Consider the following 18,599-nt stretch of genomic DNA (forward strand, 5'->3'; position numbering starts at 1 on the left):
GGAGGCCGGTCGGTGCCTCGTTCTCAGCACAGGGCGACGGCGAGGCCGGTCAGGTCGGCCTGGATATCGATGGCGGTGATCTTGTTGCCGGCGACGGTGAAGCGGAACGCGACGCGCGGTTCGCCGTTCGGGGCCCAGACCAGGCCGGCGGTGCCGTCGATGAGCGCGAGGCGCGGGGCCCAGGAGAGACCGGCGAAGGCGCGGGTGACGGCGTCGGCGCCGCGCATCTCGGGTTCGACGGCGAGAAGCCCGGCGCCGCGGACCGCCGCCTGCGCGCTCAGCCGGACGGTCATCTCATCGGCGCGCACGACGATGTCCGGGTCGAGCGTGGCCAGCAGCGGCTCGAAGTCGCCGCCGCGGGAGGCGGCAAGGAACGCGCGGACGAGTTCGGCCTTGGCCGTCTGAGCGGTGGTCGCGTCGTCGGTGCGGCCGGCGGTCGCGTCCGGACCCGCCTGCTGGATGCGGCGGCGGGCGCGGCTGGCCAGCTTGCGGGCGGCGGTGGGAGAGCGGTCCACGATGGTCGCGATCTCCTCGAACGGGACGGCGAACATGTCGTGCAGCACGAACGCCAGCCGCTCGGCGGGCGTCAGCCTGTCCAGGACGACGAGCATGGCGACGCCGACGGAATCGGCCATCGTCGCCTCCCCCTCCGGGCCGTCCGCACCCGGTTCGCCCGGCCCGACGATATCGGCCGCGTCCAAGAGGTCCTCGCGGCGGGATCTCCGGGACTGGAGCATGTTCAGCGATACCCGGGAGACGACCGTCGTGAGCCAGCCGCTCAGGTTCTCCACCGAGCTGGTATCCGAACGGCTCAGCCGGATCCACGTCTCCTGGACGGCGTCCTCCGCCTCGGCCTGCGAGCCGAGCATCCGGTGCGCCACCGCGCGCAAGCGGGCGCGATCACTTTCGAAGCGTTCGGCCAGCCAGTCCTGCTCGCTCATATGAGCACATCTCCCCTCGGTCGGTGCGGACATGGCGTCCGTCTGAGTTTCGAGTGGGTCGGGCAATGCCCCAGGCCGACAGGACGCCCGCGGGGCGGCACGGCCCCCGCCTCGCGGGCCGCCCCGGACGGAGCGTCACGGCCGTGGTGCTCCCGCCTCCTCGATCGGTTTCCCGGCAGCGGCGGCGTCGGCACCGATGGGCGGGTCTTCGGGCTCGGACAGCGGGCCGCCGCGCAGCAGCAGGGCGCACAGGACCGCACCGACCGCGAAGATACCCGCGGACCACCAGAACACGGTGATGTAGCCGTCGACCGCCGCCAGCTCGATCAGCTCCGGGCTCGGCCGTCCTCGCGCGTGGTCGTCCAAGTAACCGGTGGTGGCGCTTGCCGCGATCGTATTGAGCAGCGCGGTGCCGATCGCGCCGCCGAGCTGCTGCCCGATCTGGAGGCTCGCCGAGGCCACGCCGGCGTCCTGCGCCGCAATGCCGGAGGTCCCGGTCTGGAGTCCGGAGGCGAACAGCAGGCCCATGCCGGCGCCGGCGACGAGGGTCGGCCCCAGCAGGACCGACGCGTAACCCGAGTCAGCGTCGATCATGGTCAGCCAGGCCGTGCCGCCCGCGCTGAGCGTCAGGCCCGCGAAGACCAGCGGCCTGGGCCCGAACCTCGGCATGAGCTTGATGTTGCCCACGTTGGCCGCCGCGCCGGTGAGCACGACCATCGGCAGCAGCGCCATTCCCGATCTGATCGCCGAATAGCCCAGGATCGTCTGCATGTAGTAGATGAGGAACAGGAAGATGCCGAACATCCCGCCCCCGACGACCAGCATGGTGAGGTAGGCGCCGGCGCGGTTGCGGTCGAGGACGACCCGGGGCGGCAGCAGCGGCTGCGCGGCGCGCGTCTGCCACCACCCGAAAACGGTCAGCAGCACGGCCCCGGCGGCGAGGAAGCCCCACGTCGAGGGCGTGCCCCAGCTCTCGTCCGCCGCGTTGGAGAAGCCGTAGACCAGGCAGAACATCCCGCCCGACACGGTCACAACACCGGGCACGTCCAGCCGGACGCCGGACGGCCTCGGCTTGCCGCCCATCGGCAGCGCGGCCCCGAGCAGCACGATCGCGGCGAACACCACGTTGATGTACATGCACCAGCGCCAGGACAGCGCGGAGGTCAGGCCGCCGCCGATGATCAGTCCCAGTCCCGCCCCGCTGGCCGCGACCGCGCCGAAGGCCCCGTAGGCCCTGCCCCGTTCCTTCGGGTCGGTGAACGTCGTGGCCAGCAGCGACAGTGCGGCCGGTGCGAGGAGCGCGGCGAAGATTCCCTGGCCGGCGCGCGACGCGACCAGCATCTCCAAGCCGTTCGCGGCGCCGCCGACCGCGGAGGCGGCCGCGAATCCGGTCACGCCGGCCAGGAAGGTCGGCTTGTTGCCGATCAGGTCGGCCAGCCGTCCGCAGAACAGCAGCAGGCTGCCGAACGACAGCAGGTAGGCGGTCAGGATCCACTGCCGGTCGGCGTCGGTGAACCCCAGATCGTCCTGCGCGGGCGGGAGCGCGAGGTTCATCACCGTCACGTCGAGGACGACCATGAGCTGGGCGACGCAGATGACGGCGAGCACCAGCCACCGCCTGGCGTCGGGCCTCGGCGGGCCTTCCGCTCCAGGATCCGGCTCTGCGGCCGCGGGGGCCGCGCTCTCTCTTGCCATGAACATCTCCTTGGATACATCCGGTGCGGACTTCAGGGGTTCAGCCCTACGACCGCCGCCGCGCCCGCCATGTGACCGAGTGGCGGGTCGAATGCCCGGACTGAGGAGTTCGCGGCGTGATGTCACATCTGAGGCGCGCCCGAGGTCATGCGGACGGATCTACGAATTCCTCGGGGGGAGTCCATGAACAAGAGGGGTCGGTCAGAGGCGAGGGGAGCGCCCGTTCCCGGGAGCGGCCGGGTTTCGTCGGCCCGTTCGCTCCCCTCGACCGTCGGCTTGCTTGTCAGAAGCACGCTGGGCAGCACGAACGGCCCCGGCCCGACGCGCCGGTACGGGTCCCGCGGACCACTGGACGTTCCTGTTCGCGCAGATCACCGGCTACTCGTTCGCGGTGCGCGGCGGCCTGCTGATGCGGCAGATCCACCACTGGGCGGCGTCAATCTTCTGCGCCTCCATCGCACTGCAACCGCTCCGGCTGTTCTTCACCGGCGGATTCCGCCGTCCGCGGCTGCTCAACTGGCTGATCTGGGTGGGCCTGTGCACCCTCGGCATGGTCGCCTCGCCGACCGGCACGATCCTGCCCCACTGCTCGGCGGGTTCGCGCAGATCAACGCGATCTGGCAGGTCGGACCGTTCGAGCCCGGCGCCATCACCGCCGGCGCGATCCCCGGCTGGTACATGGCGTTCCTGGACGGCGCGATACGCATCATGCCCGGCTGGGAACCCGACCTCGCCGGACACCCCCGACCGAACACGCTGGAACACCGAGCAGTCGTCTACCTCAAGGAGTGACCGTTGTCGTCCTCATCTGCCCACGCCGTCCACGAACCGGCCGCCTCCACGCCGCCTCGCTTCTCCGGGCTCCTGAAAGCCGGGTCCGCCTTCCTGGCTACCTCCATGCTGGTCCAGGGAATCACCGCGGGCCTGCTACTGGACGGTGCCGAGAACGGCAGCGAAATACACAGGACCACGTCCGGCATCGTCGTCGCGGCCCTCCTCGTCACGATCGTCGCTGCGACCTTGGTGCTGCGCGGCGGCGGGTCGGCCCGCCCCCTGGCCACCAGCCTGGTGACGGCCGCGCTCACCCTCGTCCAGTTCGCTCTCGGCGACAGCGGCGAGACGGCCGTCCACGTCCCCCTCGGCGTCGCCCTGATGGGGGCCGGCACCGCCCTGACCGCACAGGCATGGAGCCGGCGCACCATGAGGTAGACCTCGCGCGACGCGGCCGCGTGCGGCGGCCCGCCGCGAGGCCGGCGACTGGTTCTCCGGGGAGAGCGGGATTTCTCCATATACCCGGTCACCGCCGGACGGCGCGTTTTTCCGGTGGGTGGAGTTTCCCGGGGTGACTGCTGGGAAATCTGCCTGCTAGAGGGAACGGAGGCGGTTGGCATGGAGGTCGTTCTCGAAATGACCCTGCCGAGGAACGCCGAGAGCGCTCCGCTGGTGCGGCACACGCTCGACGCCTCCCTTCGCGGTCTCGGAGTGGGTTCCGAGATCCGTGCCGATATCGCGCTGGCGCTCGGAGAGGCGTGCGCGAACGTCATCCAGCATGCCGCGTCCGGAATGGAGTACGAGGTCCGGGCGCGGATGGACGGGGCGCGCTGCGTCGTGGAAGTCATCGACGGGGGCACGGACGCGGGGGAAGGCGACGGAAGCGTCATAGAAACGGAATGGGAGCCCGCCGACGCGGCGCCCCTGGCCGAGCACGGCCGGGGGCTGCGGTTGATGCGGGCGTTCACGGAGGAGCTTCGCATCGCCGACCGGGTGCACCGCACCGGCGCGATCGTGCATTTCGAGAAGTCGCTGGCCGGGTGACCGGCGCGCGGGCCGGGTGACCGGTCCGGCGGCGCGGGCCGCCGGACCGCCGGTCACCCGGCCGTGCCGCCGTCAGCCGGTGACCGGGATGTCGTGCTCGACGGGGGTCGGCGCGGGCGCCTCCTTCGGGGTGCGCGCCGGGGCGCCGCGGCCGCAGGTGGCGGACGCGACGCGGAGCGTGCCCTTGTCGCCGGGTAGCGCCAGCTCCATCGCGGTGACGGCGAGCCGGCCGTCCGCGGTGCGCTGCTGCTTGTTGAGGACCAGCGCCGTCCTGCCGACGCCGTCCACCTCGACCGGGATGGTGGTGTTCGGCGGCGGCGAGGCGTCCAGCCGCTTGCCGGCGAGGACGGCGCGGGCGAGGTGCGCGGAGCCGCGGCCGTCGACGCACTTGGCCGACACGGCGCTCGCGAGCAGGTCGGCGGACGGGACGGCGAGCCGCGCGACCGTCGAGCGGGCGCGGGCGGGCGCGGCGCTGACGTGCAGCGCCTCCGCGTCGGCGAGGTCGGTGTGGTTCTCCCGCAGCAGCCTCTTGTCGACCTCCTCGGTCGCGGACGAGACGGCCGGCACCGGCGGGACATCGATCGGCCCGGTGATCGCCAGCCCGTACGCGGACCCCTCGCCCCCGGGGGCGGTGGCGGCCTGCGCCGGGACGGCCGCGAGCCCGCCGGCGAGCAGGCCGGCGGCGAGGCAGCTGACGACATGGCGGTGACGCATGGGTGTGCTCCGATTCTGGAAGGTTCTCGTTGAGGTTGGCTGAGCGGGGTCTGTGTCAGGCGGTGATGAGCACCGGCGAGCCGAGCGGGACGCGGGACAGCGCCTTCAGCGCGTCCGCCGGCACCCGCACGCAGCCGTGGGTGACGGCCTTGCCGAACACGGAGGCGTCGGGCCAGCCGTGCAGGGCGACGGTGCCCGGCCCGCCGCCGAAGGTGTCCAGGGTCGCCGAGTGGGTGCCGAGCGGCAGGACGAGCGGGCTCGGCGTCTTCTTCGCGGGCAGGACCGAGGCCATGATGAACGTCCGGCCGGCCGGGGTCGGGGTCTTGGCGCCGCCGACCGCGACCGTCCACCGGCCCGCCCGGCGCCCGGACCTCAGCAGCGTGAGCCGCCGCTTCGCGACGTCGACCCGGACGCTGTAGGGCGTGTGCGCGGTGCGCAGCCCGGTGCCGGCGACCCAGCCGCTCGCCCGGTTCGGACGGCTCGGCAGCAGCACGCGCCGCCAGTCGCCGGAGGTCTCCACCACGGGCACCCAGGTCGGGCCGCCCAGCTGGGTGGAGGGCAGCGTGGCGATGCGGCGCCCGCCGGGCCGGTCGAAGACCGGGGCGGGCCGGATCGGGTGCACGACGGTGCCGTCGGGGGTGCCGGCGGCACCGTCCCGCGCCGCGTCCTCGGGCGCGCCGCGGACGGTGGTGAACGTCGTGGCCTCGGGGACCTTGGCGGTGCCCGCGCCGCCGGCGCTCGGCCCGGCGCTCCGCTCGCCGGCGGACGCCGTGCGGTGCGGGGCCGCGCCGCCGCACCCGCCGAGCAGCAGCACGGCGGCGGCCGCGCCGAGCAGCGCGGCGTGACGGGAGTACCGCGGAGCGTTAGTGGTCGCCATGGGCCCGGATATTAGTAGTGGCGCGGGCGGCCGTATCGGGAATGGCGAAAAAGGACGGCGAGCCGCCATTACAATTAGCGCTAAGCGCCGATTTTGTGGGTGTGTTGCGGAGGGTTGCGACTTACTCGAATAAAGCGGACGGGGCAGGCGGGCGCGCTCAGGCGAGCATGGAGAGCGAGTCGTCCTCGCCGTCCGGCTTGGCGGCCGCCTCCTGGAACTCCGTGAGCCCCCACAGCAGCGCCGCGCGCGCGGAGGCCGGCATCTGGGCCAGCACACGCGTGAGCTCCGCCAGCCGCCGCTCCCGGAGCCGGCCGACCAGCGCCCGCCCGTCCGCGCTCAGCCGCACGGTCACCTCGCGGCGGTCGCGGCCGGGGTCGCGGGCCAGCAGGCCGGACGCCTCCAGCCGGTCGCACAGCCGGCTCGCCGAGGACACCAGCGCGCCCAGCTCGCCCGCCAGGCTGCTGATGTTGACCGGGCCGCGCTCCAGCACGAGCAGCGCGCGCAGCTGCGTGGACGGGACGGGCACGTCCTGGGCGTTGTGGGGGCGGGACCAGACGGTCATCAGGGTGGCGGCCACGTCGTCCAGGGCCGCCGCGGTGGGCTCCGCGGCTCCCTCACCCGACGTTCCGACCATGCCTCCCACTGTTACATAACGGCGCCCGGTGCGGCACCCGGGCCCCTCCAGGTGGCGCCCGGCCCTCGTCAAGGCCCTGCGGGATCGGCGCAAGGTCGGCGCGGAGTCAGCGCGGGAGCTTCACCACCGTGACGAAGAAGTCGTCGATCCGGCGGACGACGGAGATGAACTGGTCGAAGTCGACCGGCTTGGTGACATAGGCGTTGGCGTGCAGGTGGTAGCTGCGCAGAATGTCCTCGTCGGCCTCGGACGTGGTGAGCACGACGACCGGGATGCTCCGCAGGTCCTCGTCGGCCTTGATCTCGCCGAGCACCTCGCGGCCGTCCTTGCGCGGCAGGTTCAGGTCCAGCAGCACGAGGTCGGGGCGGGGCGCCTCGGCGTAGTCGCCCTCCCGGCGCAGGAACGCCATCGCCTGCTCGCCGTCGTTGACGACGCTGAGGGTGTTGTTCACCTTGTTGTGCTCGAACGCCTCGACGGTCAGCAGGACGTCGCCCGGGTCGTCCTCGACCAGCAGGACCTCGATGGGGTGCGGGCCTTCGTTCATCCGTCGTCTCCGTTGGTGATGTGCGCGTGGACCGGCAGGGTCCAGCGGAAGGTGGTGCCGGGCTCGTCGCCGCGGTCGTCTCCGTCGAGCCAGATGCGCCCGCCGTGGAACTCGACGATCTTCTTGCAGAGCGCGAGGCCGATGCCCGTGCCGGTGTACTCGTCCCGCGGGTGCAGCCGCTGGAAGATCAGGAAGATGCGGTCGGCGTACCGGGGCTCCACGCCGATGCCGTTGTCGGCGCAGCGGAACTCCCACTCGCCGCCGGTGCGGCGGGCGTCGATGACCACCCGGGGCGGCACGCCCTCGCGCCGGAACTTGATGGCGTTGCCGATGAGGTTCTGGAAGAGCTGGGTGAGCTGGGTGCGGTCGCCGGGGACGTGCGGCAGGTCCGCGGCGTCCACCTCGGCGCCGGTCTCCTCGCGCAGCGCCGCGAGGTTGTCCAGGGCCTGCCGGACGACCGCGCCGAGGTCGACCGACTCCTCGGGCCGCGCCATCCGCCCGACCCGGGAGAAGCTCAGCAGGTCGTTGATGAGCGCCTGCATGCGCTTGGCGCCGTCCACCGCGAACTCGATGTACTGCCGGCCGCGGTCGTCCAGCTGGTCCCCGTAGCGGCGCTCGATCATCTGGCAGAAGCTCGCGACCTTGCGCAGCGGCTCCTGGAGGTCGTGGCTCGCGACGTAGGCGAACTGCTCCAGCTCGGAGTTGGAGCGGCGCAGCTCCGCGGTCTGCTCGTCGAGCAGCCGGGTCTTCTCCTCGCTGATCCGCCACTGCCGGATGATCCGGTCGCGCATCGCGTCGATGATCGCCGCCAGCTCGTTGATCTCGGCCGGCCCCGGCACGTCCAGCGGGTGGTCGAAGTCGCCCTGGGCCACGGCGCGGACGCGTCCGGTCAGGCTGGACACCGGGATCAGCACGGTGCGGCGCAGCAGCACGGCGAGCGCCAGCGCGGCCACGACGACCAGGACGAGCGCCGCGACCGTCGACCACTGGGCCGCGCTCGCGCGGGACCGCACCTTCTCGGCGGCGCGGTCGTGCAGCTCGGTGAGGCCGATCTGCAGCGGGGTCATGTCGCCGCGCGCCTGGTTGAGCAGCCGGCGCGCCTCACGGCTCTCGTCGGGGTCGATGCCCTGGCCGCCGGGCCCGGCCGCGACCCGGTCGGCGAAGGCGGTGCGCCACGCGGCCGAGTCGGCGGTGGCCTTGTCCAGGAGGCTGTCGACGTCGCCGCTCCCCGGCACCCCGGCCAGCAGCCGCCGCATGCGCGCCGCGGACTCCGCCTCCAGCCGGACGGCGTCGCGGTACCGGGCCACCTGCGCGGCGCCGCCGTCCTGCGCGTAGTCGCGGATCGCCATGTCCTGGCTCGTGACGGCGGTGGTGAGGCGGAACTGCTCCAGCGTCGCCGGGTCGACCTGGTTGATGAGGACGTCCCGCGCGTCGCGGCTCCCGAACAGGGCCGTCCCGGCCTGCGTGAACGCGGCCAGCAGGAGGATCGCGAGGACGAACGCGCCGACCTGGTAGATCCGGACGAGCCGGAGCCGGCCCATCCCGTGCCCCTCGGGCAGGGCGTCCGCGGGCATCACGACCGCCGGGCCGCTCATCCGCAGCTCCTTGGGGAAGCCGGCGGGCTGCTCGGCGGGGGACTCTTCGGCGGGGGATTCCTCGGCGGGAGGCCGCTCGTCCGCCATCAGCCGTCTCCCCGGCTCAGCAGCAGCACGGCCAGGTCGTCGGACAGGACGCCGCCGTTCAGCCGCTCCGCCTCCGCGATCAGGCCGTCGATGAGCACCTCGTCGCGCCGGCCCGCGCCGTGCGCCGTCTTCGCCAGCTCCACCAGCCCGGACAGGTCGAGGTACGCGTCGTCCCCGACCCGCCCCTCGATCAGGCCGTCGGTGTAGAGCAGCATCCCCCACGACTCGCCGAGCTCCAGGTCGACGGCGGGCCAGTCGACGCCGGGGATCAGCCCGAGGGCGGGGCCGCGCGGCTCGTCCGGGACCACCTCGACGCCGCCCGGCCCGAACAGCAGCGGGCGCGGGTGCCCGGCCCGGTGCATCCGGGCGCTGCGCCGGTCCGGCGCGACCGTCAGCATGCACACGGTGGTGAAGATCTCCTCCCCCCATCGCTCGTGCTCCAGGACGGCGTCGAGCGTGTCCAGCAGCCGGGCGCCGGTGTGCCCGGCGAGGACGAGCGTCCGCCACGCCATGCGGAGCCGCACCCCGAGCGACGCCTCGTCGGCACCATGCCCGCTGACGTCGCCGATCACCACGTGGACGGCGCCGTCGTCGGTCTGCACGGTGTCGTAGAAGTCGCCGCCGAGCAGCGCGCGGTCGCGTCCGGGCCGGTAGCGGGTGTGGTGGCGCAGCGTGCCGTCGGTCAGGATCGGGACGGGCAGCAGGCCCCGCTCCAGCCGGGCGTTCTCCCGGCTCAGCGCGCGCGCCTCGACGAGCTGCCGCTCGGACTCGTCGGCGCGCTTGCGCTCGATCGCGTAGCTGATGGCGCGGGTGAGCAGCGCGCCGTCCACGTCCTGCTTGACGAGGTAGTCCTGGGCGCCGGCGGCGACGGCCTCGACGCCGACATGGGCGTCGGCGAGGCCGGTCAGCACGAGGACGGCGGTGGTGGGCGCGTGCTCGCGCACCTGGTGCAGGGCGTCGAGGCCGCGGGCGTCCGGCAGCGACAGGTCGACGATGACGCACTGGATCTCGGGCCGGAGCGCGTCGAGCGCCTCCCGGAGCGTGGTCGCGACGGTGATCCGGACGCCGGGCTGCGCCTCGGCGAGCAGCTCCTCGAACAGGAAGGCGTCGCCGGGGTCGTCCTCGACCAGCAGGAGGTGCGGGGAGCCGGCGACACCGAGGAGTCGCTCCGCACCGCGACTGTGCATCGCGGCCATGTCTCAGCTCCTTCGGTCGGGGCGCAACCGGGTGAATCGGGCGGGGGTTTGGTTGTCGTTGAGCAAATATAAGGGCACCCGACTGACCGGTATGCACCAGCCACAACCTACTTGCGCCGCGCGTAGTAGCGGGCGACGCGCTCGCGGTTTCACAGCGGGCCGGGCGCGATCCCCCGGCGACGCCGACCACATGATCAGCTGACGAGTTCTTCACAGGTTCTTCATCGGCCCCGTCCTACGGTCGGTCCGCCCGCCGCGCCCGCGGCCGGGCCGGACGAGAGAGCGGAGAACCGGTGCGGACTCAACGGATGGCGCTGGCCGCGGCGGCCTCGATCGCGGTGCTGGCGCTGGCCGGCTGCGGCGGCGGGGAGGACGAGCCGAAGGTCCCGACGGCGGCGACCGGCGCCGCGACCGCGCCGGCCGCCGGGGCGGCCGGGAAGACCGGCGGGGACGAGGTGGCCCTCTTCGTGCAGTCGCGCCGCGAGTACGTGAAGTGCCTGCGGGCGAACGGCGTCGACGCCCCCGACCCGGACGCCAAGGGGAACATCGACTTCGGCGGCAACCGGGCCCTGAAGAAGGACCCGAAGTTCCGGGCCGCCACCGAGAAGTGCTCCGACCTCCTCAAGCCCGTGCCCGAGGCCATCGAGAAGGCCAACCAGCCCAAGCTCACCGCCGAGCAGATCAAGGTGAAGCAGCGGTACGCGAAGTGCATGCAGGAGAACGGGGCGCCCGACTTCCCCGACCCCGACCCCGACGGTTCCCTGGAGGGGGAATGGAACCAGGACTCGGCCGGCGCGAAGCGGGCCATCCGGATCTGCGGGCCGATCGTGGGCGTCCCGGCTGACCCGGGCCCCGCCAAGGGCTGATCGTGGCGGACACGGTGGCGCGGATCGAGGACGCGCCCGGGACGGCCGACGCGCCGCCGCGCGGCGGGCGGCGGCGCACGGCACTGATCGCCGGTGCGGTGGCCGTCGTGGCGGCGGTCGCCGTGCTGGGCGCCCTGGGGCTCGGCGGCGGGGACGAGGGTTCGAGCGCGCCGGCCAGGACGGGCTCGCTCGTCCCGGTGACCAAGGCCACGCTCACCGAGCGGACGCGGATCGACGGGCGGCTGGGCTACGGCACGGAGATACCCCTGCCGGTCAAGGCGACCGGCACCGTGACCTGGCTGCCCAAGGCGGGGGCGGTGGTGAGGCGGGGCGGCACGCTGCTGCGCGTCGACGACCGTCCGGTGGTGCTCCTGTACGGGGCACTGCCCATGTACCGGAGCCTGGGGGCGGCGCGCCCACGGACCCCGCCCGCGAGCACCGGGTCCGCGGCGGCGGCGCGGCCCGAGGGCATGGACGTCCTGCAGTTCGAGACGAACCTGGCCGCGCTCGGCTACACCGGCTTCACGGTCGACGAGAAGTTCACCGCCCAGACGGCCGAGGCGGTCGAGCGCTGGCAGCGGTCGCTCGGGATGCCCGAGACCGGCACGGTCGGCATCGGGGACGTCGTCTACTCGTCCGGGAAGGTGCGGATCGGCCGGCCGGGCGTCCGGCCGGGCGCGGCCGCCGACCCGAGCGCCCTCACCTACACCGGGACGGCGCGCAAGGTCGTGGTCAACGCGTCGGCGGCGGAGGCGTCCTGGGCCGTGCGCGGCACGGCCGTCCGGATCCAGCTGCCCGACGGCAAGCACGTGAAGGGCGAGGTGGCGTCGGTGGGCAGGCAGGCCGGCGCGCCCGAGGCCGGTACCGCCGAGGAGGGTGCGGAGCGCGGCGCGCCGACCGTGCCAGTCACGATCGGCATCGCCGACCAGAAGTCGTTGGGGCGGCTGGAGTCCGGTCCCGTCACCGTCGAATACGTCGGCCGGGAGGTCGCGGACGTGCTGACCGTCCCGGTCGCCGCGCTGGTGGCGCTCGCGGAGGGCGGGCACGGGCTGGAGACGTCGGACGGGCGGTTCGTCCCCGTGCGGACCGGGCTGTTCGCCGACGGCAGGGTCGAAGTGAGCGGTCCGGCGGTGCACGCGGGACTGAAGGTGAGGATTCCGGAGTGAGCGGGCCCCGGACGGTCGTCGAGTTCGACGCCGTCTCCAAGAGCTATCCGGGCGGCGTGACCGCGGTCCGCGACGTGAGCCTGCGGATCGGGCGCGGGGAACTGGTCGGGATCGTCGGCCCGTCCGGCTCCGGCAAGTCCACCGTGCTCAACCTGATGGGCAGCCTCGACCGGCCCACCGCGGGCCGCGTCCTGGTGGACGGCCACGACGTGGCGGGGCTGTCCGACCGCGAGGTCTCCGCGCTGCGGGCCACCCGGATCGGCTTCGTCTTCCAGCACTTCCACCTCGCGGTCGGGACACCCGTCCTGGACGCGGTCGCCGACGGGCTGCTGTACGCGGGCGTCCCGCTGCGGCGCCGCCGGGCCGAGGCGGCGGCCGCGCTGGCCCGGGTCGGGCTCGGCCACCGCCTCCGGCACCTGCCCGACCAGCTCTCCGGCGGCGAGCGGCAGCGGGTCGCGGTGGCCCGCGCCGTGGTCGGCGAGCCGGCGGTGCTGCTCGCGGACGAGCCGACCGGCAACCTCGACTCCGCCTCGGGCGCGGCCGTGCTGACCCTGCTGCGCGACCTGCACGAGGCCGGGACCACCGTGGTGGTCATCACGCACGACCGCGAGATCGCGGCGCAACTCCCCCGGCGCATCGAGATGCGCGACGGGCGCCTCGTCGCCGACACGCCCGCAGAGGCGCCGACGGGGGTGGCGCGGTGAGCGCCCGGCGGGCGGCGGGCCCCGGCGGACGGCTGCGCGCCGCCCGGCTCGGCCCGGCGGACGTCGTGCGGCTCGGCGGGACGGGCCTGCGGACCCGGCCGCTGCGCGTCTTCCTCTCCGCGCTCGGCATCGCCATCGGCGTCGCCGCGATGATCGCGGTGGTCGGCATCTCCGGGTCCGGGCAGGCGGAGGTGGACCGGCGGCTCGACGCCCTCGGCACGAACCTGCTGCGGGTGGCGCCGGGCGAGTCCCTCGCGGGCGAGAAGGCGAAGCTGCCCTACGAGTCCGTCGCGATGGTCGGCCGCATCCCGCCGGTGCGGCAGGTGGCCGCGACCGGCGCGACCGGCGCGCACGTGTACCGCAACGACCGCATCCCCATCGGCCGGACCGGCTCCCTGACCGTCCTCGCGGCCGGCACCGAACTGCTTCCGGCCGTCGGCGGGCACGTCCGCAGGGGGCGCTGGCTGGACGCGGCGACCGCGCGGTACCCGGCCGTGGTGCTCGGCGCCACCGCCGCCCGGCGGCTCGACGTGTACACGCCGGGCACCCGGGTCTGGCTCGGCGATGGCTGGTTCTCGCTGATCGGCGTCCTCGACCCGGTGCCGCTGGCCCCGGAGCTCGACGGCGCGGCCCTGGTCGGCTGGCAGGCGGCGCGGAGCAGGCTGCACTTCGACGGCCATCCGTCGACGGTGTACGTCCGCGCCGAGGACAGCCAGGTCACGGCGGTGCGGGCGGTGCTCGCGGCCACCGCCTACCCCGCCAGGCCGGACGAGGTGCAGATCTCCCGGCCGTCCGACGCGCTGGCGGCCCGCGAGGCGACCGAGTCGGCGCTGACCGGGCTGCTGCTCGGCCTCGGCGGCGTCGCGCTGCTCGTCGGCGGCGTGGGCGTCGGCAACACGATGGTCATCTCGGTGCTGGAGCGGCGCTCGGAGATCGGCCTGCGCCGCGCCCTCGGGGCGACGAGCGGCCAGATCCGCACGCAGTTCGTCACCGAGTCGCTGCTGCTGTCGCTCATCGGGGGCCTGGCAGGGACGGTCCTCGGGACGCTGATCACGGCGGGGTACGCGCTCAGTCGCGGCTGGCCTACCGTGGTCCCGGCGTGGGCGAGCCTGGCCGGGATCGCCTCGACGCTGGTGATCGGCATGATCGCCGGCCTGTACCCGGCGGTCCGCGCGAGCAGGCTGGCGCCGCGGGAGGCCCTGTCCGGCACATGAGGACGTCCGGCACGTGAGGCACACGTCGGCGAAGAAGGAGGCACGGTGAGCTTCCGGTTCCGCGTGCTCGGCCTGCTGATGCTGGTGGCGCTGGCCGCCACCGCGGCCACCGCCTGGCTGACGCTGCGGCAGGTCAACCGCCAGGTCCAGGAGACCGTCACCGCCGGCCGGCAGGAGGTCTCCCGGATCACCGGCGAGCTGCGCGCGTACGGGTTCGCGCACGGCGGCTGGGACGGGGTCTCGCCCGCGGTGGCCCGCCTCTCCCGGGACACCGGCCAGCGCATCCGGGTCGCCACCGAGGCCGACGTCCTGCTCGCCGACTCCGACGCCCTCGCGGGCCGCGACCCGCGCCCGCCGAGCGGCCAGCCGCCGGTGGTGGTCGACCCGCGGCCCGTCCTCCCGCTCCGGGACGGCCAGACGCCGTTCACGCAGGCGAAGCTCACCGCCACGGCGATCGTCGAGTACCGGAGCGCGATGGCGTACGCGTCCTGCCTGACCGGCGCCGGGGCGAAGGTGACGGCCGTACCGGACGACTTCGGGGTGCCCCGGTTCAGCGCCGACCGGCGGCCCGCGCGGTGCGCGGAGCCGAAGCTCGGGGCGAGGCCGCCGACCGCGCGCGATCTGGACGCGGTCCGGTCGTGCACGGCGGAGCCCCGGCCCCGGGACTGCCTGCAGCGGGTGTTCAACGAGCGGACCGCCGCCGTCGCCCCGCCGCGCCTGGAGGTCCGCCTGGGCGTCCAGGACGAGTCACCGCCCACGCTGGCCGCCGCGCCCACCGTGGCCGTCGCGGTGGGGGTCGCGCTCGCCGCCGTCCTCGCGGCCCTGGTGCTGAGCCGGGCCGTGCTGCGGCCCGTCCGGGCCATGACGCTGGCCGCGAAGGGGCTCGGCGAGGGGGACCTCGGCCGCCGCGTCCCCGTCTCCGGCCGGGACGAGATCGCGCAGCTCGGCGGCGCGTTCAACCGCATGGCCGACTCCCTCCAGGCCGGCGAGGAGCGCCAGCGCCGCCTCATCGGGGACATCGCGCACGAGCTGCGCACCCCGCTGGCCAACCTGCGCGGCTACCTGGAGGCCCTGCGGGACGGCGTCGTCGACCCCACTCCCGAGCTGCTCGACTCCCTGCACGAGGAGGCGCTGCTCCAGCAGCGCATCGTGGACGACCTCCAGGACCTCGCGCTGGCGGAGGCCGGCGCGCTCACCTACCACCCCGCCGAGGTCGACCTGCGCGAGCTGCTGGAGACCGCGCGCACGGCCCACCGCGCCCAGGCGGAGGCGGCGGGCGTCGCGCTCCGGCTGGAGGCGCCGGAGCCCGTCCTGGTGACCGCCGACCCGGACCGGCTGCGCCAGGTCGTCGGCAACCTGATGAGCAACGCGCTGCGCGCGACCGGGGCGGGCGGCAGTGTGACGCTGGCCCTGGCCTCCCGGGACGGGTCGGCCGTCGTGGAGGTGCGGGACACCGGCACGGGGATCGCTGCGGCGGACCTGCCCCGGCTCTTCGACCGCTTCTGGCGGGCGGACGCGTCCCGGGGCCGGGCGACCGGCGGCAGCGGTCTCGGGCTGTCCATCGCCCGCCAGATCATCACCGACCACGGCGGGACGATCGAGGTGCGCAGCGAGGTCGGGGCGGGCACGACGTTCACCATCGCGCTGCCCGCGGCTCCGGCGGGCGGCGCGGGGGCGCCGGCGTCAGGAGGCCGCTGAGCCCGCCGCGTCGTCGAGGCGGTAGCCCCGGCCGTAGACCGTCTCCAGCAGGCGGGACGCGCCGGGGGCGGCCTCGTCGAGCTTGCGGCGCAGGTTCATCACATGGGCGTCGACGGTCCGCTCCTGGACGTCGCGGTCGAAGCCGAAGACGCGCTCGACGATCTGCGCCCGGGTGAACGCCCGGCCCGGCTCCCGGGCCAGCGTCTCCAGGACGGCGAACTCCTTGGCGGTCATCGCGACGGGCCGTCCGCCCACCCTGACCTCGAAGCGCGCGGTGTCCAGCTCCAGGGCGCCGACCCGCAGCACCGCGGGCTCGGCCGCCCCGGCGGCCTTCCGCGACCGGCGCAGCAGCGCCCGCACCCGCGCGGTCAGCTCGCGCGGGCTGTAGGGCTTGGTGAGGTAGTCGTCGGCGCCGAGGTCGAGGCCGAGGAGCATGTCCTCCTCGGTGGTGCGGGCGGTGAGGAGCAGGATGGGGACGTCCGACTCGGTGCGCAGGATGCGGCACACGTCGAGCCCGTCGACCAGCGGCAGCATCACGTCGAGGACGAGGAGATCGGGCCTGGCGGAGCGGGCCCGCTCCAGCGCCGCGCGGCCGTCGGCCGCCACCTGCACCGCGTGCCCTTCCCGCTCCAGATAGATCCGGATCAGCCGGGACTGTTTCGCATCGTCTTCGGCCACCAGAATCCGAGCACTCACCGATTCTCCCCCAGCAGCGTCCTGCGCGTTCCTGAACGGTATACACCCGGCGCGCCCGTCGAACGGTGCGGCCCGGAAAGATGATCAGGCGCTTTTGGGGGTGTGCCGGGCCGTTCTCTGCGCGGTCCGGCGCTGGGCGGCGGCCGCCTTCGCGCGGTTGAGGCTTTCCCGCACCTTGGCGGCGCCGCGCGTCGCGGTCTTGGTGTCCTTGGCGCGCCCGGCGTAAACGGCGAGTACCTCGGCGACGGGCGGCGGCTGCCATTCCTCCTTCGCGACGATCGGCAGGGCGGGGACGGTGGCGGGGATCGCGGCGGGGACGGTGGCGGATTTTCCAGGCGCGGGGTTTCCAGGCACAGCGTTTCCAGGCACGGGGACGAGCGCGAGATGCGATTGGCAGTGCGGGCACTGCACCCCCGGATGGGTGTCTCTGCTCATAACACAAATCATTACGCGAGGGTCTGACAAAACAACCCCCCTTTTAATCCGGGGCCGTGCCGGGGAGTCCGGCGGGTGGCGGCGGGGTTGCACCTACCTGGCCACCGGGAGACCTTCACTCCGCGCGGCGCCATGGGTAGAACGAGACCGTGACATCACACGAGCCTTCCTCGACGTCGGTGTTCTGGCCGCGCTGCTCGGCCGTCCACGGGTGCAGCGGACGGGCCGCAGGCCCGCGCGGCGGGTGCGCCGCCCACCTGCGGCCCCGCGAGTTCGAGGCGTTCCTGGGCACGCTGCGGCCGGGCGCCGACCTGGACCTGCGCGGCGTGACCGTCCCCGCGTGGCTCCTGGACGCCGTGCTCGACGCGGTCACCGGCCCGGACGGCCGCCCCCACCTCGGCCGGACGCGCTTCGACGGCGCCGTGCTCCCGTCCGACGCGGTGCTGCGCGGCGCCTGCGTGGAGGGCGACAGCTCGTTCGACGGCGCCTGCTTCCTCGGCGGCGTCTCGTTCTACGACGCGCGGTTCTTCGGCAACGTCTCGTTCCGGGGCGCCCGGTTCGGCCGCAACGCCTCCTTCCACGCGGCGCGCTTCCACCGGTACGCCTCGTTCGAGGAGGCCGTGTTCACCTGCGACGCCGTGTTCGGGGAGGCGCGCTGGCACGCCGACGCCTCGTTCCGGCGGGCGGTGTTCATGGGCGCGGCCTGCTTCGACCGCGCGCGGTTCGGGCGGGACGCGGCGATGCAGGCGGCCCGCTTCGGCGGCCCCGTCTCGTTCAAGCGGGTCCAGGTGTCGCGGCACGCCCGGTTCGAGCGGACCCGGTTCCGGCAGGGCGTCTGGCTCGGCCCGCTCACCGCCGCCGGGCGGATCGGGCTGTCGGACGCGACCGTGCACGGCCGGCTGCGGGTGCACGCGGCGGCCCGGCAGGTCACGGCGCGCGGCGTCACCGTGCACGGGGAGGCGGGGTTCCGGCTGCGGCACGCCGAACTCGACCTGGAGGACGCGGTGTTCGAGGGTCCGGCGGCGGTCGAGGCGCTGGCCCATCCGATCCAGGGGCTCGCGGAGCCGCCGGCGGCGGGCCCGGCGGCGGTCCGGGTCGTCTCGCTGCGCGGGGTGGACGCGGCCCGGCTGCGGCTCGCGGGCGTCGACCTGAGCGGCTGCGGGTTCCTCGGGCTGCGGCACCCGGACACGCTGGCGCTCGCAGGCGACTGCGCGTTCGCGACCGTGCCGCACCACCGCGCGCACCTACCCTGGCACCCCCACCTGCCCTGGCACCCGCACGGGCACCCGCACGGGCGCGAGCCGCACGGCGGGCGGGCGGTGCTCGCGGAGGACCTCGCGCTCGGCTCCGCCGGCACCGCCGCCGACGACGACCGGCTGCGCACGCTCTACCTGGAGCTGGCCCGCGCCAGCGCCGCCGCCGACCGGGGCCGGCTGGCCCGCGACTTCCGGTACGGGGCGCTGGAGATGCGGCGGCGCGGCGAGCGCGACCCGCTGCGCCGCTGGGGGTTGCACCTGCTCTGGATCACCTGCGGTTACGGGCTGCGGGCGGGCCGCGTCGTCGCCTGGCTCGCCGTGATCGTGGCGCTGCTGTGCTTCGGCGCGTCCGTCCTCTACCACGACGGCGGCGCCGACACCGCGCGCAGCGCGCACGTGACCGGCCGCGACACCTGACCGGCGGCCGGGGACGTTCGCCGGGGACGGCCGCCGGAACGGCGGGCAA

19 protein-coding genes and 1 pseudogene are annotated in these 18,599 nt (G+C 74.4%); 10 read left to right on the forward strand and 10 right to left on the reverse strand.

Translation table 11 applies throughout. The features are described from left to right. Nucleotides 1–23: 23 nt before the first annotated feature. Both HUT06_RS41325 and HUT06_RS41330 read right to left on the reverse strand, forming a co-directional pair. Entirely contained in the window at nucleotides 24–941 is a 918-nt protein-coding gene (locus HUT06_RS41325) for a sigma-70 family RNA polymerase sigma factor (protein ID WP_176200668.1), read from the reverse strand. Between the two features lie 135 nt (nucleotides 942–1,076). Next, on the reverse strand, nucleotides 1,077–2,636 hold the full coding sequence (locus HUT06_RS41330) for an MFS transporter (RefSeq protein ID WP_176200669.1): 1,560 nt from the start codon (nucleotides 2,634–2,636) through the stop codon (nucleotides 1,077–1,079). Nucleotides 2,637–3,045: 409 nt separating this feature from the next. Between HUT06_RS41330 and HUT06_RS45045 the strand changes: the two are divergent. The 4 genes and pseudogenes from HUT06_RS45045 to HUT06_RS41345 all read left to right on the forward strand — a co-directional run. Further along, nucleotides 3,046–3,162: pseudogene (locus tag HUT06_RS45045) on the forward strand (cytochrome b N-terminal domain-containing protein); the annotation flags it as partial. 11 nt (nucleotides 3,163–3,173) lie between these two features. Continuing rightward, nucleotides 3,174–3,428, forward strand: coding sequence for a hypothetical protein (locus tag HUT06_RS41335; RefSeq protein ID WP_254715860.1), 255 nt, complete (start codon nucleotides 3,174–3,176; stop codon nucleotides 3,426–3,428). A 105-nt stretch (nucleotides 3,429–3,533) separates the two neighbouring features. Further along, nucleotides 3,534–3,845 (forward strand): hypothetical protein, encoded by a 312-nt coding sequence (locus HUT06_RS41340; RefSeq protein WP_217711649.1) that lies wholly within the window; start codon nucleotides 3,534–3,536, stop codon nucleotides 3,843–3,845. Nucleotides 3,846–4,043: 198 nt separating this feature from the next. Continuing rightward, nucleotides 4,044–4,451, forward strand: a complete 408-nt coding sequence (locus HUT06_RS41345; protein WP_254715661.1) for an ATP-binding protein — start codon at nucleotides 4,044–4,046, stop codon at nucleotides 4,449–4,451. Nucleotides 4,452–4,523: 72 nt separating this feature from the next. Here HUT06_RS41345 and HUT06_RS41350 read toward each other — a convergent pair whose 3' ends face one another. The 6 genes from HUT06_RS41350 to HUT06_RS41375 all read right to left on the reverse strand — a co-directional run bounded on the left by HUT06_RS41350 (nucleotide 4,524) and on the right by HUT06_RS41375 (nucleotide 10,098). After that, complete coding sequence (locus HUT06_RS41350) at nucleotides 4,524–5,165, reverse strand: choice-of-anchor P family protein (RefSeq protein WP_176200671.1); 642 nt, start codon at nucleotides 5,163–5,165, stop codon at nucleotides 4,524–4,526. Between the two features lie 55 nt (nucleotides 5,166–5,220). Further along, nucleotides 5,221–6,042, reverse strand: coding sequence for a L,D-transpeptidase (locus tag HUT06_RS41355; protein ID WP_176200672.1), 822 nt, complete (start codon nucleotides 6,040–6,042; stop codon nucleotides 5,221–5,223). A 157-nt stretch (nucleotides 6,043–6,199) separates the two neighbouring features. After that, complete coding sequence (locus HUT06_RS41360; RefSeq protein WP_176200673.1) at nucleotides 6,200–6,676, reverse strand: MarR family transcriptional regulator; 477 nt, start codon at nucleotides 6,674–6,676, stop codon at nucleotides 6,200–6,202. Nucleotides 6,677–6,782: 106 nt separating this feature from the next. Further along, nucleotides 6,783–7,220 (reverse strand): response regulator, encoded by a 438-nt coding sequence (locus HUT06_RS41365; protein ID WP_176200674.1) that lies wholly within the window; start codon nucleotides 7,218–7,220, stop codon nucleotides 6,783–6,785. Further along, the gene (locus tag HUT06_RS41370; protein WP_254715662.1) at nucleotides 7,217–8,902 is read right to left on the reverse strand and encodes an ATP-binding protein; all 1,686 of its coding nucleotides are present in this window, start codon (nucleotides 8,900–8,902) and stop codon (nucleotides 7,217–7,219) included. Before HUT06_RS41370 ends, HUT06_RS41365 begins: the two co-directional genes overlap by 4 nt. Then, entirely contained in the window at nucleotides 8,902–10,098 is a 1,197-nt protein-coding gene (locus HUT06_RS41375; protein WP_254715663.1) for a PP2C family protein-serine/threonine phosphatase, read from the reverse strand. Before HUT06_RS41375 ends, HUT06_RS41370 begins: the two co-directional genes overlap by 1 nt. Nucleotides 10,099–10,391: 293 nt before the next feature. Between HUT06_RS41375 and HUT06_RS41380 the strand changes: the two genes are divergently transcribed. The 5 genes from HUT06_RS41380 to HUT06_RS41400 are packed head-to-tail and all read left to right on the forward strand — an operon-like array spanning nucleotide 10,392 to nucleotide 15,746. Beyond that, entirely contained in the window at nucleotides 10,392–10,964 is a 573-nt protein-coding gene (locus HUT06_RS41380; protein ID WP_176200675.1) for a hypothetical protein, read from the forward strand. Between the two features lie 2 nt (nucleotides 10,965–10,966). After that, nucleotides 10,967–12,130: a peptidoglycan-binding domain-containing protein gene (locus HUT06_RS41385; protein ID WP_217711650.1), complete on the forward strand. Its 1,164-nt coding sequence runs from the start codon at nucleotides 10,967–10,969 to the stop codon at nucleotides 12,128–12,130. Continuing rightward, on the forward strand, nucleotides 12,127–12,834 hold the full coding sequence (locus tag HUT06_RS41390) for an ABC transporter ATP-binding protein (RefSeq protein WP_176200676.1): 708 nt from the start codon (nucleotides 12,127–12,129) through the stop codon (nucleotides 12,832–12,834). Before HUT06_RS41385 ends, HUT06_RS41390 begins: the two co-directional genes overlap by 4 nt. Continuing rightward, on the forward strand, nucleotides 12,831–14,048 hold the full coding sequence (locus HUT06_RS41395) for an ABC transporter permease (RefSeq protein WP_176200677.1): 1,218 nt from the start codon (nucleotides 12,831–12,833) through the stop codon (nucleotides 14,046–14,048). Before HUT06_RS41390 ends, HUT06_RS41395 begins: the two co-directional genes overlap by 4 nt. A gap of 45 nt (nucleotides 14,049–14,093) precedes the next feature. Continuing rightward, nucleotides 14,094–15,746, forward strand: a complete 1,653-nt coding sequence (locus tag HUT06_RS41400; RefSeq protein WP_176200678.1) for a cell wall metabolism sensor histidine kinase WalK — start codon at nucleotides 14,094–14,096, stop codon at nucleotides 15,744–15,746. On the opposite strand, the gene HUT06_RS41405 is transcribed toward HUT06_RS41400, so the two are convergent. Continuing rightward, complete coding sequence (locus tag HUT06_RS41405; protein WP_176200679.1) at nucleotides 15,732–16,442, reverse strand: response regulator transcription factor; 711 nt, start codon at nucleotides 16,440–16,442, stop codon at nucleotides 15,732–15,734. The genes HUT06_RS41400 and HUT06_RS41405 overlap by 15 nt on opposite strands. An 84-nt stretch (nucleotides 16,443–16,526) precedes the next feature. Beyond that, entirely contained in the window at nucleotides 16,527–16,796 is a 270-nt protein-coding gene (locus HUT06_RS41410) for a hypothetical protein (RefSeq protein ID WP_254715664.1), read from the reverse strand. Nucleotides 16,797–17,026: 230 nt separating this feature from the next. Between HUT06_RS41410 and HUT06_RS41415 the strand changes: the two genes are divergently transcribed. Next, on the forward strand, nucleotides 17,027–18,550 hold the full coding sequence (locus tag HUT06_RS41415; RefSeq protein ID WP_176200681.1) for a pentapeptide repeat-containing protein: 1,524 nt from the start codon (nucleotides 17,027–17,029) through the stop codon (nucleotides 18,548–18,550). Nucleotides 18,551–18,599 lie beyond the last annotated feature (49 nt).

Source organism: Actinomadura sp. NAK00032 (assembly GCF_013364275.1).
Lineage (GTDB): Bacteria > Actinomycetota > Actinomycetes > Streptosporangiales > Streptosporangiaceae > Spirillospora.

Bases quoted from the DNA above. Each gene is read 5' to 3' on its own strand.
- HUT06_RS41325 (WP_176200668.1), bottom strand. From the start codon at position 941: ATGAGCGAGCAGGACTGGCTGGCCGAACGCTTCGAAAGTGATCGCGCC.
- HUT06_RS41330 (WP_176200669.1), bottom strand. From the start codon at position 2,636: ATGGCAAGAGAGAGCGCGGCCCCCGCGGCCGCAGAGCCGGATCCTGGA.
- HUT06_RS41340 (WP_217711649.1), top strand. From the start codon at position 3,534: ATGCTGGTCCAGGGAATCACCGCGGGCCTGCTACTGGACGGTGCCGAG.
- HUT06_RS41345 (WP_254715661.1), top strand. From the start codon at position 4,044: ATGACCCTGCCGAGGAACGCCGAGAGCGCTCCGCTGGTGCGGCACACG.
- HUT06_RS41350 (WP_176200671.1), bottom strand. From the start codon at position 5,165: ATGCGTCACCGCCATGTCGTCAGCTGCCTCGCCGCCGGCCTGCTCGCC.
- HUT06_RS41355 (WP_176200672.1), bottom strand. From the start codon at position 6,042: ATGGCGACCACTAACGCTCCGCGGTACTCCCGTCACGCCGCGCTGCTC.
- HUT06_RS41360 (WP_176200673.1), bottom strand. From the start codon at position 6,676: ATGGTCGGAACGTCGGGTGAGGGAGCCGCGGAGCCCACCGCGGCGGCC.
- HUT06_RS41365 (WP_176200674.1), bottom strand. From the start codon at position 7,220: ATGAACGAAGGCCCGCACCCCATCGAGGTCCTGCTGGTCGAGGACGAC.
- HUT06_RS41370 (WP_254715662.1), bottom strand. From the start codon at position 8,902: ATGGCGGACGAGCGGCCTCCCGCCGAGGAATCCCCCGCCGAAGAGTCC.
- HUT06_RS41375 (WP_254715663.1), bottom strand. From the start codon at position 10,098: ATGGCCGCGATGCACAGTCGCGGTGCGGAGCGACTCCTCGGTGTCGCC.